Annotated in this window: 11 protein-coding genes; 10 read left to right on the forward strand and 1 reads right to left on the reverse strand. The window is 66.6% G+C overall.

The genetic code is table 11. The annotated features are described in order from the left end of the window. Nucleotides 1–53: 53 nt before the first annotated feature. From gspL to V3596_RS12680, 10 genes are all read left to right on the forward strand, one after another. Nucleotides 54–1,313 (forward strand): type II secretion system protein GspL, encoded by a 1,260-nt coding sequence (gene gspL, locus V3596_RS12635; protein WP_334278110.1) that lies wholly within the window; start codon nt 54–56, stop codon nt 1,311–1,313. Then, on the forward strand, nt 1,310–1,843 hold the full coding sequence (gene gspM, locus V3596_RS12640) for a type II secretion system protein GspM (RefSeq protein ID WP_334278111.1): 534 nt from the start codon (nt 1,310–1,312) through the stop codon (nt 1,841–1,843). The genes gspL and gspM overlap by 4 nt, the downstream gene beginning before the upstream one ends. Continuing rightward, nucleotides 1,840–2,664, forward strand: coding sequence for a type II secretion system protein N (gspN, locus tag V3596_RS12645; protein WP_334278112.1), 825 nt, complete (start codon nt 1,840–1,842; stop codon nt 2,662–2,664). Before gspM ends, gspN begins: the two co-directional genes overlap by 4 nt. Nucleotides 2,665–2,666: 2 nt before the next feature. After that, nucleotides 2,667–4,880, forward strand: a complete 2,214-nt coding sequence (gene gspD, locus V3596_RS12650) for a type II secretion system secretin GspD (RefSeq protein ID WP_334278113.1) — start codon at nt 2,667–2,669, stop codon at nt 4,878–4,880. Between the two features lie 4 nt (nt 4,881–4,884). After that, nucleotides 4,885–6,306, forward strand: coding sequence for a type II secretion system ATPase GspE (gene gspE, locus V3596_RS12655; protein WP_334278114.1), 1,422 nt, complete (start codon nt 4,885–4,887; stop codon nt 6,304–6,306). A 13-nt stretch (nt 6,307–6,319) separates the two neighbouring features. Next, a complete protein-coding gene (gene gspF, locus V3596_RS12660; RefSeq protein WP_334278115.1) occupies nt 6,320–7,534 on the forward strand; it encodes a type II secretion system inner membrane protein GspF in 1,215 nt (404 codons plus the stop codon). 5 nt (nt 7,535–7,539) lie between these two features. Next, nucleotides 7,540–8,439: a 5'-nucleotidase gene (locus tag V3596_RS12665; RefSeq protein WP_334278116.1), complete on the forward strand. Its 900-nt coding sequence runs from the start codon at nt 7,540–7,542 to the stop codon at nt 8,437–8,439. Between the two features lie 51 nt (nt 8,440–8,490). Beyond that, entirely contained in the window at nt 8,491–11,844 is a 3,354-nt protein-coding gene (locus V3596_RS12670; RefSeq protein WP_334278117.1) for a S41 family peptidase, read from the forward strand. A 309-nt stretch (nt 11,845–12,153) separates the two neighbouring features. Next, complete coding sequence (locus V3596_RS12675) at nt 12,154–12,858, forward strand: PEP-CTERM sorting domain-containing protein (protein WP_334278118.1); 705 nt, start codon at nt 12,154–12,156, stop codon at nt 12,856–12,858. A 97-nt stretch (nt 12,859–12,955) separates the two neighbouring features. Next, the gene (locus V3596_RS12680; protein WP_334278119.1) at nt 12,956–15,406 is read left to right on the forward strand and encodes a CehA/McbA family metallohydrolase; all 2,451 of its coding nucleotides are present in this window, start codon (nt 12,956–12,958) and stop codon (nt 15,404–15,406) included. Between the two features lie 68 nt (nt 15,407–15,474). Here V3596_RS12680 and tyrS read toward each other — a convergent pair whose 3' ends face one another. Continuing rightward, nucleotides 15,475–16,722 carry a tyrosine--tRNA ligase gene (gene tyrS / locus V3596_RS12685; protein WP_334278120.1) on the reverse strand — a complete coding sequence of 416 codons (1,248 nt, stop codon included), beginning with the start codon at nt 16,720–16,722 and terminating at the stop codon, nt 15,475–15,477. Nucleotides 16,723–16,938: the final 216 nt, after the last annotated feature.

A 16,938-nucleotide genomic window follows, 5' to 3' on the forward strand; every position in this document is an offset into this window, starting at 1 on the left:
GGGGGCATAGCCTGAGTCGCTCCCATGAACTCCCCTCCTAGAATGGGCGCCCCATGTCGACCCTGATCCTGTTCCTGCCCCCCCGCGACCGCCTGCGCGCCCAGGGCCAGGCAATGCCCGCAGCGCCAGCCGATCCGCAGGCCCAGGTGACAGGTCGCGAGTACGCCTATGTGCTCAGTGCCAATGGCCGGCAGGTGAGTGCTGAAGGTCGGCTCGCCCTGGCTGCGCTGCCGCGCGCGGAACAGATCGTGCTCGTACCCGCCGACAGCGATCTGGCCTGGCACCGGGTTCAACTGCCCAAGGTCAGCCGGGCCCGGCTGCCCGCCGCGCTGGCCGGCCTGATGGAAGAAGAGCTGCTGGACGACCCGGAGCACCTGCTTTTCGCGCTTGATGCACAGGCGAGCGGCGGTGAGCAGGCCTGGGTGGCGGTCTGCCCCCGCGCCTGGCTGGCCGAGCATCTGGCGGCGCTGGATGCAGCCCACCTTTTCGTGGACCGCGTCGCGCCGCTCAGCTGGCCCGGTCAGCCGCGCGGGCATTTCCAGCAGCTCGCCGATGAAGGTCGCTTCGAGCTGCTCTGGGCCGACACTGATGGCGTCAGCAGCCTGAGCCTGAGCGGCAGCTGGGGCCGCGCCCGTTTCACAAGCGAACTCGTGCAGAACGCCAGCTGGAGCGCCACGGCCGAAGCCGTCGAGGCGGCCGAGCATTGGCTGGGCAGCCCGGTGCCGATGCAAAGCCGTGCGCAGCGTGCGCTGCAGGCCCTGGAGGGCAGCTGGAACCTGCGCCAGTTCGAACTCGCACCTCGCACGCGCGGCCTGCGTGCCGTGCGCCAGCTCTATCGCGGCGTGATGCACAAGAGCTGGGCGCCGGTGCGCTGGGGCCTGGCCGGCCTGGTCGCCGTGCAGTTGCTGGGGCTGAACCTCTGGGCCTGGCAGCAGAATCGCGAGCTCGATCAATTGCGCAACGCGGTGGATGGCGTCCTCAGGAGCACGCATCCGCAGGTACGCGCGGTGCTCGATGCGCCATTGCAGATGCAGCGTGAAACCGAGACCCTGCGCGCCCAGGCCGGCCGTGCCGGCGTGCAGGACCTGGAAGCGCTGCTGTCAGCCGCCGCCACAGCATGGCCGCCTGATCGCAGCCCGGTCGATGCCCTGTCTTTTGAGACCGGCAAGCTGACGCTGTCTGCCCAGGGATGGGGCGAGGCGCAGATTGCGAATTTCCGCCAGCAGCTGCAAAGCGAAGGCTGGCAGCTGGAGGTGAGCGATGGCCGCATGACCTTGCGCCGTGCCAAACCGAGCGAGCGCAAGCAACCATGAGCGACATGACCCAAGTGAAGCAGACGAGCGGCCTGGCCCGGCGCTGGCGTGAGCTGACCGAGCCGGCGCGTGCGCAATGGCAAGTCATGGCGCCGCGCGAGCGATGGACCGCCCAACTCGGGCTGGCTGCGCTGGCCCTGTTCATCGGCTGGTGGCTCTTGCTGGCGCCGGCCCTGCGCACCCTCAACCAGGCACCGGCCAAGCGCACCCAGCTGGAGGCCCAGCTGCAGGAAATGCGGGCCCTGGCACTGGAGGCGCGCGAATTGCGCGCCCTGCCGCCCGTGCCGGCCGCGCAAGCCCTGGCCGCGCTGCAAGCCGCCAGCGATCACCTGGGCGGCAATGCCCGATTGAGCATCACCGGCGAGCGCGCCACCTTGAGCCTGAATGGCGTCACGCCCGAGGCCTTGCAGGCCTGGATGGCCGAGGTTCGCAGCGCGGCCCGTGCCCGCCCCGTCGAGGCCCAATTGCAGCGCAGCAACAAGGGCTTCACGGGCAGCATCGTGCTGGCGCTCGGCGGGGTGAACCCATGAGGATGAACAAGACGGCCAGCAGCGCGCCGGCCCAGGGCCAGCCGCGCCGCTGGGCCATTGCCGGCGCCCTGGTGGGCGCCCTGCTGGCGCTGCTGCTGTTTGCACCGGCCAGCTGGATGGCCGGCTGGCTGGCCGATGCCAGCGAAGGGCATCTACTGCTCACCGATACGCGCGGCAGCATCTGGTCCGGGTCCGGCGTGCTGGTGCTGACCGGCGGCCGCGGCAGCCGCGACGCCACGGCCCTGCCCGGCCGCATCGACTGGACCCTGGGCTTCAAGGGCCTCGGACTGGCCCTGCGCGCCCGCCAGGAATGCTGCCTCAATGGCGAGCTGCAGATGCTGGTGCAACCGGGCTGGAACCGGATGAGCATCAGCCTGCCCAACGGCAAGCCCGGCGAGTGGCTGGCGCGATTCCCGGCCGCCTGGCTCGGTGGCCTGGGCACGCCCTGGAACACCCTGCAGTTGGGCGGCACGGTGCGCTTGAGCGCACAAGACTTCAAGCTGGAGCGCCTGCAAGGCCGCTGGTTGCAGAGCGGCCGGCTCGAGCTGGACCTGGTCAACCTGAGCTCGCGCATTTCGACACTGGCGCCGCTGGGCAGCTACAAGCTCAGCCTTTCCAGCGAACAGCCCGGCATCTCAAAGCTGCTGCTCAGCACCATGGATGGCGCTCTGCTGCTGAACGGCCAGGGCACGCTCGGCAGCGGCAAGGCCAGCTTTCATGCCGAAGCCACGGCCGCGCCCGGCCGCGAAGCGGCGCTGAACAACCTCCTGAACATCATCGGTCGCCGCCAAGGCGCGCGTTCCGTCATTTCGATCGGATGAGCATGAAACTCAACAGCAAACTGAAGCTGCTGCCGGCGCTGTTGGCCGTCACCCTGACCGTGCCGTCCCTGGCCCAGCCGCTGGCCCAGAACCTCGCCGCGCAAGCGCCGGCCAAACCGGCGCCGAAGAAAGGCGCGGCGGTCAAGGCCGCCACGCCGGTGACGCTGAACTTCGTCAATGCCGACATCGAGGCGGTGACGCGCGCCATCGGCGTGATGATGGGCCGCCAGTTCGTCATCGACCCGCGCGTCAAGGGCACGATCACGGTCTACAGCGAGCAGCCGCTGCCGGTGGGCGAGGCCTATCTGAACTACCTGGCCGCGCTGCGCGGCCTCGGCTTCACGGTGGTGGAAAGCGGCGGCCTTTACAAGCTGGTGCCCGAAGCGGACGCCAAGGTCCAGACCAGCGCGGTCACCATCAGCGGCGAAGGCCGTCCGCGCGGCGATCAGGTCGAGACCCGGATGTTCATGTTGCAGCACGAGAACGCCAACAACTTGGTGCCCCTGCTGCGGCCGCTGATCAGTCCCAATAACATGATCAACGCCAACCCGGGCAACAACAGCCTCCTGATCACCGACTATGCAGACAACCTGCAGCGCATGGGCAAGATCATTGCGGCCATGGACACCAGCAGCAGCAGTGGCATCGAGGTGGTGCCGCTGAAGCACGCGATTGCGTCCGATGTTGCCGCGCTGGTGCAGAAGCTTGGCGAAGGCGGCAGCGTGGCGGCGCCGGCTGTGGCCGGCGCCAGCGGCGGCAACGCCAACCTGAGCGTGTTGTCCGACCCACGCAGCAATTCGCTGATCCTGCGGGCCAGCAGCGCGGCCCGCCTGGTGGCCGCCAAGGCCATGATCGAAAAGCTCGACCAGCCGGGCGATGCGAACGCCGCCGGCAACATCCACGTGGTCTATCTGAAGAACGCCGACGCCGTGCGCCTGGCCACCGTGTTGCGCGCCTCCTATGCGGCGCTCGGCACCGGCGGCAACAACGCCGCTGGCGGTGCTGGCAGCATCGGTCAGAGCTCGCAGCCCCTGAGCAGCAGCCCGCAGACCAATGTCGGTGGCCTGGGCGGCAACAGCGGCGCATCGGCCGCCTCCACCACACCGGTTTCCGCGCTGGCCCAGCCCTCCACCGGCGGCTTCATCCAGGCCGACCCTTCGAACAATGCGCTGATCATCACCGCGCCCGAGCCGATGTACCGCCAGTTGCGCGCTGTGATCGACCAGCTCGACGTGCGCCGTGCCCAGGTCTATGTCGAATCGATGATCGTCAAGGTCGACGTGACCAAGGCCGGCCAGTTCGGCGTGCAGTGGCAAAGCATTTTCGGCAACAAGGGTGACTCGACGATCTCGGGCCTGGGCACCAACTTCGGCTCCGGCAACGGCAACATCCTCAACCTCTCCGGCGCTGCGGCCCAGGGGCGCACCGGCGCAGCCACGGCGCTAGCCGCGGGCGGTATCCCGGCCGGTTTCAACATCGGCGTGCTCAAGCAGATCGGCAACTTCTACACGCTCGGCGCGCTCGCCAACTTCCTGGAAGGCCAGGCCGGCGCCAACGTGCTGTCGACGCCCAACCTGGTGGCGCTGGACAACGAAGAGGCCAAGATCGTCATCGGCCGCAACGTGCCCTTCGTGACTGGCTCCTTCACCAACACCGGCTCGGGCACCGGCGGCTCGGTCAATCCCTTCCAGACGGTGGACCGCAAGGACGTCGGCCTGACGCTGCGCATCCGCAGCCAGATCGGTGAGAGCGGCACGATCCGCATGACCGTCTACCAGGAGAACTCCTCGGTCGACCCGGCCACGGCCAGCAGCGTCAACGGCCCCTCGACCGACAAGAGCTCGATCGAGACCACCGTGGCGGTGGACGACGGCTCCATCATCGTGCTGGGCGGCCTGATGAAGGACGAGTACAGCGACGGCGACGACCGCGTGCCCGGCCTGGCCAGCATTCCGCTGATCGGCAATCTGTTCAAGAGCGAAAGCCGCAAGCGTGTGAAGACCAACCTGATGGTCTTCCTGCGCCCCATCATCATCCGCGACCAGCGCTCGGCCGACCAGCTGACCCTGGACCGCTACGACACCATCCGCGCCTTGCAGCAGAACGCGCAGCCCGACCCGAGCCGCATGGTGCTGCCCGATACCGGCGCGCCCCTGCTGCCCGCCCTGCCGCCGGCGCCTGCGTCCGGCGCATCCGCACCCGCAAAGAAGAACTGAAGCCATGGCCGGCCGTCATCCCCTGCCCTATGCCTACGCACGGGCCAAGACCGTGCTGCTGGAGGACATAGACGCCGAGCTGGTGCTGTGGGCGCCACCGGACGTGGCGCTGTCCACCCTGTCAGAGCTGCAGCGCGTCTATGCGGTGGACCGCTTCGAGCAGCAGGAGGCCGGCGAGCTGGCCGAGCGCATCAACAGCGCCTACGCGGGCAGCGAGTCGAGTGCAGCGGCTGTGGTCGGGGAAGTCGAAAGCGCGGTGGACCTCTCCCGCATGATGCAGGACCTGCCCGCGGTGGAAGACCTGCTGGAAGCTGCGAACGACGCGCCCATCATCCGCATGCTCAACGCACTGCTGACGCAGGCCGCGAAGGACGGCGCCAGCGACATCCACATCGAGCCCTATGAGCGCGCCTCAGCGGTGCGCTTCCGCGTTGACGGCAGCCTGCGTGAAGTGGTGCAGCCCAACCGCGGACTGCATGCGGCGCTGATCTCGCGCCTGAAGATCATGGCCGAGCTCGACATCGCCGAGAAGCGCCTGCCGCAGGACGGCCGTATCTCGCTGCGCATCGGCGGCCGCGCGATTGACGTGCGAGTTTCGACGCTGCCCTCGGCCCACGGCGAACGCGCCGTCTTGCGTCTGCTCGACAAGAGCGAATCCAAGTTCTCGCTCGAAGGCCTGGGCATGGACGGCCATGTGCTCAGCGAATTCAAGCGCCTGTGTCAGCAGCCGCACGGCATCGTGCTCGTCACCGGCCCGACCGGCAGCGGCAAGACCACCACGCTCTATGCCGCGCTGCAGACCGTGGACACGGGAACGACCAATGTGCTGACGGTCGAAGATCCGATCGAATACGAGCTGCCCGGCATCGGCCAGACCCAGGTCAACAGCAAGATCGACCTGACGTTCGCGAAAGCGCTGCGCGCCATCCTGCGCCAGGATCCGGACGTGATCATGATTGGCGAAATCCGCGATTTCGAAACCGCGCAGATCGCGATCCAGGCTTCCTTGACCGGCCACCTGGTGCTGGCCACGCTGCACACGAACGATGCGCCCAGTGCCGTCACGCGACTGACCGACATGGGCGTCGAGCCCTTCCTGCTCAGCTCCAGCCTCCTGGGCGTGCTGGCCCAGCGCCTGGTGCGCAAGCTCTGCCCGGCCTGCCGTCGCCAGGATGGCGAGGGGCGCTACCACCCCGTGGGCTGCACGGTCTGCAGCATGACCGGCTACAAGGGCCGCACGGGCGTCTACGAGCTGATGGTGGCGAACGAACAGGTGCAGTCGCTGATCCACAACCGCGCCGCCGAGAGCGAGCTGACGGCTGCGGCCCGCAACGCTGGCCTGCGCTCGATGCGCGAGGACGGTGACCGCTTGGTGAGAGACGGCACGACCTCGCTGGAAGAAGTGCTGCGCGTGACGCGCGACTGAGCGGCTTCAGCCCATGCCCGCATTCAAGTACGAAGCACTCAACGAGGCCGGCCGCAATGCCAATGGCCTGATCGAGGCCGACACGCCCCGCGCCGCACGCGCGCAATTGCGAAGCATGGGCCTGGTGCCCTTGCAGGTGCAGGCCGTGCAGCAGAGCAGCAGCACAGGCGGCAGCCGCTGGCAGCGCAAGGTGTTCAACAACACGGGCCTCGCTGTCTGGACACGCCAGCTCGCTGGCCTGGTGTCGTCGGGCCTGCCCATCGAGCGTGCCCTGACGGCGCTGGCCGACGAAAGCGAAGACCAGCGTCAGGCCGAGCTGCTCGCGCAGTTGAGGGCCGAGGTCAATGCCGGCTCGGCCTTTGCCCGCGCCCTGGGCACGGCGCCGCGCGAGTTCAATGATGTCTACCGCGCCGTGGTCGCGGCGGGCGAGCAGAGCGGCGCCCTGGGCCCCGTGCTGGAGCGCCTGGCGGACGACCTGGAGCAGCGCCAGGAGCTGCGCTCCAAGCTGCTCGGCGCCATCGCCTATCCGGCCATCGTCAGCTTCTTCGCCCTGGTCATCATCACCTTCCTGGTCACCTATGTAGTGCCACAGGTGGCCGGTGTGTTCGTGCAAAGCAAGCGCGCGCTGCCCATGCTGACCGTGGTGATGCTCAGCATCTCGGCGTTTGTCCGCACTTGGGGCTGGCTGGTCGTGATGCTGCTGGTGCTGGGCGCGGTCACGCTGCTCATGGCCTTGCGCCAGGCGGCTTTCCGCGAGCGATTCGATGCCTTCCTCCTGCGCCTGCCCCTGATCGGGCGCCTGGCTCGTGGCTACAACGCGGCCCGCTTCGCCGGTACCTTGGCCATGCTGGCGGGCGCGGGCGTACCCATCCTGAAGGCGCTGCAGGCGGCGGCCGAAACGCTCTCGAATTCGGCGATGCGCCGCGATGCATTGGAGGCGCTGGTGCAGGTGCGCGAAGGCGCGCCGCTGGGTGCTGCGATGTCGACCAAGAAGCGCTTCCCAGGCTTGCTGGCGATGTTTGCGCGTCTCGGTGAACAGACCGGCGCGCTGCCACAGATGCTGGACCGCGCCGCGCGCCAGCTGGGTATCGAGGTGCAGCGCCGCGCGATGGCGATGGCCACGATGCTGGAACCGCTGCTGATCGTCGGCATGGGTGCGGTCGTCATGTTGATCGTGCTGGCCGTGCTCCTGCCCATCATCGAGATGAACACGATGGCGGGGCGCTGAAGACCATGGCGGCCACGCTCGACGGTCAGCTCGTTGTTGCGCTTTCCTCGCGCGCCCTCTTCGACTTCGAAGAGGAGAACCAGGTCTTCGAGGCCGGCGACGACCACGCCTATATGGCCCTGCAGCAGCAGCGACTCGACGTGCCAGCCAAGCCGGGCGTGGCCTTTTCGCTGGCGCGCAAGCTGCTGGCCTTCAACACACCAGGCTCGCCGCAGCGGGTGGAGGTGGTGGTGCTGTCGCGCAATGACCCGGTCTCGGGCATGCGGGTGTTTCGCTCGGCCAAGGCGCTGGGGCTGGACATCCAGCGCGGCGTGTTCACGCGCGGCAAGAACCCGTGGCGCTATCTGAAGCCGCTGCAGGCGCAGCTCTTCCTTTCGGCCAATGAAGAGGATGTGCGCTCAGCGCTGTCCGCAGGCGTGCCAGCAGCACGCGTCTTCCCGCAATCGGCGCGCGCTTCGGCTGCTCATCCAGACGAATTGCGCATTGCCTTCGACGGCGACGCCGTATTGTTCTCCGACGAAGCGGAACAGGTCTTCCAGCGCGAAGGCCTGGCCGCCTTCCAGCAGCATGAGTTTTCGCGCGCGCAGTTGCCGCTGGGCGCCGGGCCGTTCAAGCCCATGCTTGAAGCATTGCACCGCCTGCAAGGTGCGCCCCGCGGCGAGATGCGCGTTCGCACCGCGCTGGTCACGGCGCGCAGCGCGCCGGCTCATGAGCGCGCGCTGCGCACGCTGATGGACTGGCAGGTTGAGGTCGACGAGGCCATGTTCCTCGGTGGCCTGGCCAAGGGCGAATTCCTGCGCGAGTTCGAGCCCGACTTTTTCTTCGACGACCAGGCCGGCCACATCGAGAGCGCCAGCGCCCATGTCCCCTCCGGCCATGTCACCGCGGGTGTGACCAACCGCTGAAGCGCCGGTCTGGGCCACAATCCGCGGCTGCAAAATCAGCCGAGGAGCCTCATGCCCTACCCGACCCTGAAGCGCGCGCCACTGGCAATCGCCGCGGCCCTGGTTGCCCTCACGGCACAAGTCACGGCACACGCCGGTCAGAACGGTTTCTACCGCCAGCCCGCCTTGCGAGGCGACAACGTCTACCTGGTGGCTGAGAGCGATATCTGGCGTGTCAATGCGCAGGGCGGCGAAGCCCAGCGGCTGACCACGCACCCGGGCAGCGAGAGCCAGCCGGCTGTCTCGCCCGATGGCCAGTGGCTCGCCTTCACGGCGCAGTACGAGAGCGGCACCGAGATCTATCTGATGCCCGTCGCCGGCGGCGTGCCCAAGCGCCTGACCTGGGAAGGCGGCGGCATGCGCGTCTGGGGCTTCACGGCCCAAGGCGAGGTTCTCTACACGGGGCTCGATGGCAAGCCGGGCAGCCAGTTGTTCGCCGTGGACCCGAAGACCCTGGTGCGCCGCCAGCTGCCGGTGGGCCAGGCCAGCGATGCAGCGCTGAGCGCCGACGGCAAGACCCTCTACTTCACCCGCTCGGGCCTGCGCAGCGACAACGCGCGCCAGTACCGCGGCGGTGCGATCTCGCGCCTCTGGTCGCTCGACCTCAGCGGCACGTCGGAGGCCAAGCCGCTGCTGGCCGAGGGCAACAACGACCGCCGCGCCATGCCTTACCGCGCTGGCAACGAAGAGCGCATCGCCTTCCTGTCGGACCGCGATGGCACGGTCAACGTCTGGTCGGTCAATGCACAGGGCCAGGACTTGCGCCAGCACAGCCGGCACAAGGGCTGGGACATCCGCCATGCCTCGGTCGACGGCAGCCGCGTGGTCTATGCGCTGGGGGCCGATCTCTATGTGCTGGACCTCGCCAGCGGCGCTGAAAGCCGCAAGCTCGCCGTGAGCCTGGGCGGAGATTTCGACCAGATGCGTGAGCGCTGGATCAAGAAACCGCAAGACTTCCTCACCGACACCTCGCTGGCGCCCAACGGCGAGCGCGTGCTGCTGGCCAGCCGCGGCCACCTGGCCACGCAAGGCGTGGGCAGCCTGCGCCGCGCCGAACTGCCCACACCGGCCGATGGCCGCTGCCGCAAGGGTGAATTCAGCGCCGACAGCAGGCAGGTCTATGCCATCTGCGATTTCAGCGGCGAGCACGAGATCTGGCGCTTTGCCGCCAATGGCCTGGCCAAGCCCGAGCAGATCACCACGGACGGCAACACGCTGCGCCGTGAACTCAAGGTCTCGCCGGACGGCCGCTACATCGCCCATGTCGACAAGGAAGGCCGCCTCTTCCTCACCGACCTGAAGGCAAGTCCCAAGGTCAGCACCCGCCTCGTCACCCAGGCCAAGCTCGAATCGACCATCGGCGAAATCGCCTGGGCCAGCGACAGCCGCAGCCTCGCGTTCCCGCAGGCGCAGCGCAATGTGGACCGTGCGCAGTTGATGCTCTACAGCATTGCCGACGACAAGCTGCATCAGCTGACCAGCGACCGCTACGACAGCGACTCGCCAAGTTTCAGCCCGGACGGCAAATGGCTGTATTTCGTCTCCAACCGCCAGATCACCATTGCCGGCAACGGCAGCCCCTGGGGTGACCGCAACACCGGTCCGAACTTCGACCGCCGCGCCAAGGTGTATGCCTTGTCGCTGCAGGCCGGTAGCCGCTTCCCGTTTGCAGCCAAGGATGAGCTGGAGCAAGCCGAGGCCAAGGCGGACGCCAAGCCCGAGGCGAAGGCCGAAGCGAAGCCCGATACCAAGCCCGATGCAAAGGCAGACGCAAAGCCCGACAGCAAGGCCAAGCCCGCCATTCAGTTCGACGGCCTGGCCGAGCGCCTGTATGAACTGCCCATGCCGGCTGGCAACTACTACGCGCTGCGCACCGACGGCAAACGCTTGTGGGTGCTCGATACCGAAGGCGAGCGCCGCGGCCTCTTGAAGACCTTCGCCATCGACAACCAGGGCGGCAGCCTGGAGAACATGGCGAGCGACGTGCGCGCCTACGAGCTCAGCGCCGACGGCAAGAAGATGATGCTTGTGCGTGGCGCCAGCCCGGGCAGTGCGCCCGACATCCACATCATCGACGCCGGCCCCAAGCTGCCCGGCGAGGCCAACAAGTTCCAGGTGCGCTGGAGCGACTGGCAGATCGCGACCAGCCCCAAGTCCGAGTGGAAGCAGATGTTTGCCGACGCCTGGCTGATGCACCGCGAGCACTTCTACGACAAGGCCATGCATGGCGTCGACTGGAAGGCCGTGCGCAGCAAGTACGAGCCACTGGTGGGTCGCATCACCGACCGCGCCGAACTGGCCGAGCTGATGGCGCAGATGGTCAGCGAATTGGGCGCCCTGCACAGCCAGGTGGGCGCCGGCGACCTGCGTGCTACGCCGGATGAGCCCGGCCTGGCTGGCCTCGGCACACGCCTCTCGAAGGTGGCCGACGGCTGGAAGATCGAACAGATCTATCTCAGCGACCCCGAGCTGCCGAATGAAGCTGGGCCGCTGGGCTCGCCCGCTCTGGGCCTGAAAGCTGGCGATGTGATCACTGCCGTCAACGGCCGCAAGGCTGGCGAATCGCCGCATATCTCCGAGCTGCTGCGCGGGCAGGCCGGCAAGCAGGTGTTGATCGACGTGAAGCTGGCTGCGGACGGCAAGACGGTGCAGCGCATCATCACGCCTGTGACGCAACGCCGCGACGCGGCACTGCGCTACAACGACTGGCGTTACGGCAACGCCCGTGCCGTCGCCAAGGCAAGCGAAGGTCGCATCGGCTATCTGCATTTGCGCGCCATGGGGCCGGACGACATCGCCGACTTCGCGCGTGAGTTCTATGCCCACAGCGACCGCGAGGGCCTGATCATCGACGTCCGATACAACAACGGCGGCAACATCGACAGCTGGATCCTGGAGAAGCTGCTGCGCCGTGCCTGGGCTTTCTGGCAGCCCCGCGCTCCGCAAGGTGCCGCGGTGTACCCCAACATGCAGCATGCGTTTCGGGGCCATGTCGTGGTGCTGGTCAACGAAGACACCTACTCGGACGGTGAAACCTTCGCCGAGGGCTTCAAGCGCCTGGGCCTGGGCCCGGTGATCGGCAAGCAGACCTCTGGCGCCGGCGTCTGGCTCTCGGACGGCAACCGCCTGCTGGACAACGGCATCATGCGCGCCGCAGAAACCGGCCAGATGACACCGGAAGGCCGCTTCCTGATCGAGGGCGTCGGTGTGAAGCCGGACATCGAGATCGACAACGCTCCACGCGCCACCTTCCTCGGCCGTGATGCGCAGCTCGAAGTCGCCATCGCGCAATTGAAGAAGACCATGGCCGACAAGCCGCTGGTGACGCCCAAGCCGGGCAACTACCCACGCCCGGTCAAGCCTTGAGCTGAGCGCTGCAGGCAAGCCAGCCCGCCCCGCAACGGGGCGGGCCACGGTGCAACACGCACCGTTTTATGGCGCCGAGTCGCAAACGTTGGCCACCGTCAATTCGTCAACCCCCTCAGGCGCGGGGCGGTCGATGCAAAACACCAACGCACATCGGGGCTTCCCCGTGCAAAGTTGTCATAAACAGCGTCTACGCTGCAGCATCCCTCGCTCAATGCTGATCGCACGGCCGGGGTTTGCCCGCGCACGTTTCGACACAGGATTCGCCAAACGTTTGCGGTTGATTGACTTCAGATTTTTGGATTACCCATGCAGTTCAAGCCCGCTCTCCTCCTCGCTGCAGCCGCATTGATCGCGTCCAGCGCACAAGCCACGCCCGTTGCCATCGCGCAGTGGAACTACAACACCAGCAGCACCAAGCAGACGTTCAGCATGAACGGCGCGTCGTTTTCCACCCTGGGCGGCGTGACCACCGCCTTTGTCTCGGGTTCCGGTTCAACGGACTCGGGCAGCCCCAACAATGCCTTGAACACCACCGGCTACGGCACGATCTCGACCGGCAATATGACCCGCGGCGTGCAGTTCATGATCGATACCAGCGGCTACCAGGACGTGTCGTTCACCTTCGACCAGCGCAACAGCGGCACGGGCTCGGCCTGGACCGCCCTGCTATACACGCTGGACGATGGCGACAGCTGGACCAAGGCTTCGCAGTTCCAGATCAGCAGCACCAGCTTCCTCAACAACCGCAGCTTCAGCTTTGCCGACATCGAAGGCGCTGACAACAATCCGCTGTTCGGGGTTCAACTGGTGGCAATGTTTGCGCCGGGCACCTCGGGCTACGTCGGCGCCACTAGCGGCTACGGCTCCAGCGGCACCATCCGCTACGACATGGTGACCCTGTCCGGCACGGAAATCCCGGAAGCGGTCATCCCTGAGCCCGGCAGCCTCGGTCTCCTGATGGCCGGCCTCGGCGGCATCGGTTTTGTAGCCCGCCGCCGCCGCGCGAGCTGAGCGCTTCGCTGCAACAGACCCCTCTTGAGTGAACCGTGCCGCGTCCCGCCGGGATGCGTCGCACCGATGCGCCATCGTGCGCTGAAAGCGAATCAACGTGAACACCACATACATCTTCAAGACAGCCCAAGGGCTGCGCGTCGCCAGCATCACCACGCTGGCTGTCCTGCTGTCCGCCTGCGGTGGCGGTGAGACCGCCAAGTCACAGGCGGCGCAAGGCAACGCCACTGTCGAGCCGACGGTCTCGGCACAAGCCGTCCATCCGAGCGTCAAGTACCCGGACCACCATGAGTTCGAAGCGGCGCTGGACGTGCCCTTCGTCAGCAACGAGGCGAGCGGCGCTCGCACGCTGTCCGTGCTGCTGGACTATCCCGGCGCCCCCGACGGCCAACTGCTCGCCTATCAGGTCGAGCTGCTGAACCCGGCCGGCAATGTCGTCCAGGAATGGAGCGGCCTGCAAAGCTATGCGGGCAAGCCGCAAAGCGTGCGCCTGGCCTGGGCTGGCCGCAGCGGTGATCAGTCCAAGCTGGCCGACGGCATCTATACCGTCCGCATGACGGCCCTGAGCGCCGATGCCGAGCAGGCGCCCAAGGTCGAAGGCAGCAAGGCGAAGGTCGCGGCACTGCTCGCAGGCTACAGCGGCGACCATGCGCCGGTCACGCAAAGCTGGCCGCTCTCGCTGGGCAAGACGCCCCGCGTGGCCATGCCCACCTTCAAGGCGCTGGCCATCGCCAGCCATGTCGAGACCGACAAGCGCCGCGCCCAGGCTGCAACGCCCGCCACCGGCTCCTGGCCCTACACGATCTACTACGGCACCTTCCACGGCCAGACGAATGATTCGGACGGCGGCGGCGCCATTGCGACCTGCAGTTCCTCGCTGCCCGCACAAAGCGGCGAGTTCGGCCCGGATGCCGCGTTCCCGTATGCCAAGAACGCTGGCCTGGACTTCCTGGCCAACACCGATCACAACCACTACTTCGACGGCTCCACGGGCACCAACACCTCGGCCAGTTCGTCGGTGGCCAAGGCCCGCTACCAGAATGGCCTGACGATCGCCGCCAACTACACGGCTGCGACCCCAGGCTTCCTGGCGCTCTACGGCATGGAATGGGGCGTGATCAGCAATGGCGGCCACCTGAACATCTTCAACAGCAATGAGCTGTTCTCTTGGGAATACAACAGTAGCGGCGAACTGTTCGGCGACCGCTACACCTCCAAGACCGACTACGCCGCGCTCTACACGACCATGCGTACGCAGGGCCTGGTCGGCCAGTTCAACCATCCCGACAGCACGGGCCAGTTCGTGGTCAATGGCGTCGATCTCGGCTATACCGCCGACGGCGACGAAGTGATGGTGATGGCCGAGATCATGAACACCTCGGCGTTCTCCAGCAATACGACGGAGACCGAGACCTCGCGCAGCCTCTACGAAGGCAGCTACAAGAAGCTGCTGGAGCGCGGGTTCCATGTTGCACCGGCCACCAACCAGGACAACCACTGCGCCAACTGGGGCCTGTCGTACACCAACCGGACGGCCGTGCTGATCCCGAATGGCACCGCGCTGACCAAGGCCAGCATGGTGGAAGCGCTGCGTGCACGCCGCGTCTTCGCCACGATGGACAAGAACTCGCAGGTGGTGCTGAGCGCCAACGGCCACATCATGGGCGAGCGCTTCGACAATATCGGCCCGCTGAACCTCAATGTCGGCTATGCCAACCCGAACGGCCGCACCGTTGCCCTGACAGAAATCTACGAAGGCGTTCCGGGTCGCAATGGCACGGTGAGCCTGCTGAGCAACAGCCCCGCTGTGTCGATCACGCCGAGCATGGGCAAGCACTTCTACTACGCCAAGCTCACACAGGACGACGGCAAGGTGCTGTGGTCGGCCCCGCTGTGGGTCAACCAGACCGTGGACGGCGCCGACCAGACGCCGCCGACGGTCAGCGCGAGCGTGACCGGCAACACCGGCACGATCACGCTGAACGCCACAGCCAGCGACAACGTCGGAGTCACCAAGGTCGAGCTCTGGCTGGACGGCGGCCTCAAGACCACGCTGACCAGCGCACCCTACAAGCTCGACGTTGACTCCTCGCTGCTCGCCAACGGCACGCACAGCCTGGTCGCCAAGGCATTCGACGCGGCCGGCAACAGCACCGCGTCGAGCCCGGTGAGCTTTGAGGTCAGCAATGTCAGCGCCGGCATGACCGAGTCCGAGTCCAACAACACCATCGCAAAGGCCAATGCCGTGGGCAAGCGCGCCACCGTCAACGGCTTCATCGGCACGACGTCGGACAAGGACTACTTCAGCGTCAGCCTGGCCGCCAACCAGCGCATCCGTGTCGACATGGTCGGCCCCAGCGGCACCGACTACGACCTGTACCTGGTGACCAGCTCCGGTGCCGGCCTGGCCCGCTCGGAAAGCTCTACTTCAAGCGAGTCGATGACCTACACCAACACGGCAACCGCGCGCACGGTCTACATCAAGGTGCAGTCCTACGCCGGCTCCAGCACGACCATGGGCTATACGTTGACGATCAGCTATCCCTGAGCGATCGCCAAAATGAAAGGCCCGGCCCCCGCAAAGGGGCCGGGCCTTTTTTTCTTGCGCCGGAGAAGTCAGGCGCCCAGTGTGACGCGCGCGAACTTGCGCTTGCCGACCTGGGCGACGAAGGTGCCGGCTTCGAGCTTCAAGGCCTTGTCGCTGATGGTCACGCCGTCGATCTTGACGCCGCCCTGCTCGATCATCCGTGTGGCTTCTCCGCCAGAAGCTACCAGGCCCGCACCCAGCAGCACCTTGCCGATCATCAGCGGCGCGCCGCCGAGGCTCACCTCGGGCACCTCATCCGGAATGCCGCCCTTGGCGCGGTTGTTGAAATCCGCCTCGGCGCTCTCGGCCGCCGCGGCGCTGTGGAAGCGCGCGGTGATTTCCTTGGCCAGCAACACCTTCGCATCCTTCGGGTTGCGTCCGCCCACGACCTCGGCTTTCAACGCCGCGATCTCGGCCAGGCTCCTGAAGCTCAGGAGCGTGAACCACTTCCACATCAGCTCGTCGCTGATCGAGAGTACCTTGGCGAACATGGTGTTGGCCGGTTCGGTGATGCCGATGTAGTTGTTCTTGGACTTGGACATCTTGTCCACACCATCCAGGCCTTCCAGCAGCGGCATGGTCAGGATGCACTGCGGCTCCTGGCCGTATTCCTGCTGCAGATGGCGGCCCATCAGCAAATTGAACTTCTGGTCGGTGCCGCCGAGCTCGAGGTCGCTCTTCAGGGCCACCGAGTCATAGCCCTGCATCAGCGGGTAGAGGAATTCGTGGACCGAGATCGGAGTCTGCGCGGCGAAGCGCTTGGTGAAGTCGTCTCGCTCCATCATCCGGGCGACCGTGTACTTGCTGGCGAGCTGGATCATGCCGGCAGCACCCAGCGGGTCGCTCCATTCGCTGTTGTAGCGAATCTCGGTGCGCGCCGGGTCCAGCACCAGGCTGGCCTGCTTGTAATAGGTCTCGGCGTTGGCCAGGATCTGCTCTTTGGTCAAGGGCGGGCGGGTGCTGTTGCGGCCGGACGGGTCGCCGATCATCGACGTGAAGTCGCCGATCAGGAAGATCACCTGGTGGCCCAGGTCCTGCAGCTGGCGCATCTTGTTCAGCACCACGGTGTGACCGATGTGGATGTCGGGCGCGGTCGGGTCCAGGCCCAGCTTGATGCGCAGCGGCACACCGGTGGCCTCGCTCTTGGCCAGCTTCTTGACCCAGTCGGCCTCGGGCAGCAGCTCATCGGCACCGCGCAAGGATTGCGCGAGTGCTTCGCGGACACGATCTGTCACCGGGTGGGCAGGGGTGGCGGGGCTTGTTCGCGATTCGGACATGGGCTGTGTAAAGTTTCCCTTAGCCAGCGCTAAGGTCTTGATTTCTCGGGTTTCCTAGACATTGACCGGGAAAGCGGGCCGGTATACTCGCGGCTCGCTTTTGGCTCCCAAGGGACTGCCCAAGGCGTGCGAATTCTAGTGGACGCCGCATCGGCGGCCTTCTCAAGCAAGTACACAACAAGTACGCGACAAGAACATTGCCCGTGGGATTCCCTG

This window comes from Roseateles microcysteis, from assembly GCF_036880965.1.
Taxonomy (GTDB): Bacteria; Pseudomonadota; Gammaproteobacteria; order Burkholderiales; family Burkholderiaceae_C; genus JAUASW01.

What these genes read in the sequence shown, in the direction of transcription:
- gspL (WP_334278110.1), top strand. Translation starts at nt 54, where the DNA reads ATGTCGACCCTGATCCTGTTCCTGCCCCCCCGCGACCGCCTGCGCGCC.
- gspM (WP_334278111.1), top strand. Translation starts at nt 1,310, where the DNA reads ATGAGCGACATGACCCAAGTGAAGCAGACGAGCGGCCTGGCCCGGCGC.
- gspN (WP_334278112.1), top strand. Translation starts at nt 1,840, where the DNA reads ATGAGGATGAACAAGACGGCCAGCAGCGCGCCGGCCCAGGGCCAGCCG.
- gspD (WP_334278113.1), top strand. Translation starts at nt 2,667, where the DNA reads ATGAAACTCAACAGCAAACTGAAGCTGCTGCCGGCGCTGTTGGCCGTC.
- gspE (WP_334278114.1), top strand. Translation starts at nt 4,885, where the DNA reads ATGGCCGGCCGTCATCCCCTGCCCTATGCCTACGCACGGGCCAAGACC.
- gspF (WP_334278115.1), top strand. Translation starts at nt 6,320, where the DNA reads ATGCCCGCATTCAAGTACGAAGCACTCAACGAGGCCGGCCGCAATGCC.
- V3596_RS12665 (WP_334278116.1), top strand. Translation starts at nt 7,540, where the DNA reads ATGGCGGCCACGCTCGACGGTCAGCTCGTTGTTGCGCTTTCCTCGCGC.
- V3596_RS12670 (WP_334278117.1), top strand. Translation starts at nt 8,491, where the DNA reads ATGCCCTACCCGACCCTGAAGCGCGCGCCACTGGCAATCGCCGCGGCC.
- V3596_RS12675 (WP_334278118.1), top strand. Translation starts at nt 12,154, where the DNA reads ATGCAGTTCAAGCCCGCTCTCCTCCTCGCTGCAGCCGCATTGATCGCG.
- tyrS (WP_334278120.1), bottom strand. Translation starts at nt 16,722, where the DNA reads ATGTCCGAATCGCGAACAAGCCCCGCCACCCCTGCCCACCCGGTGACA.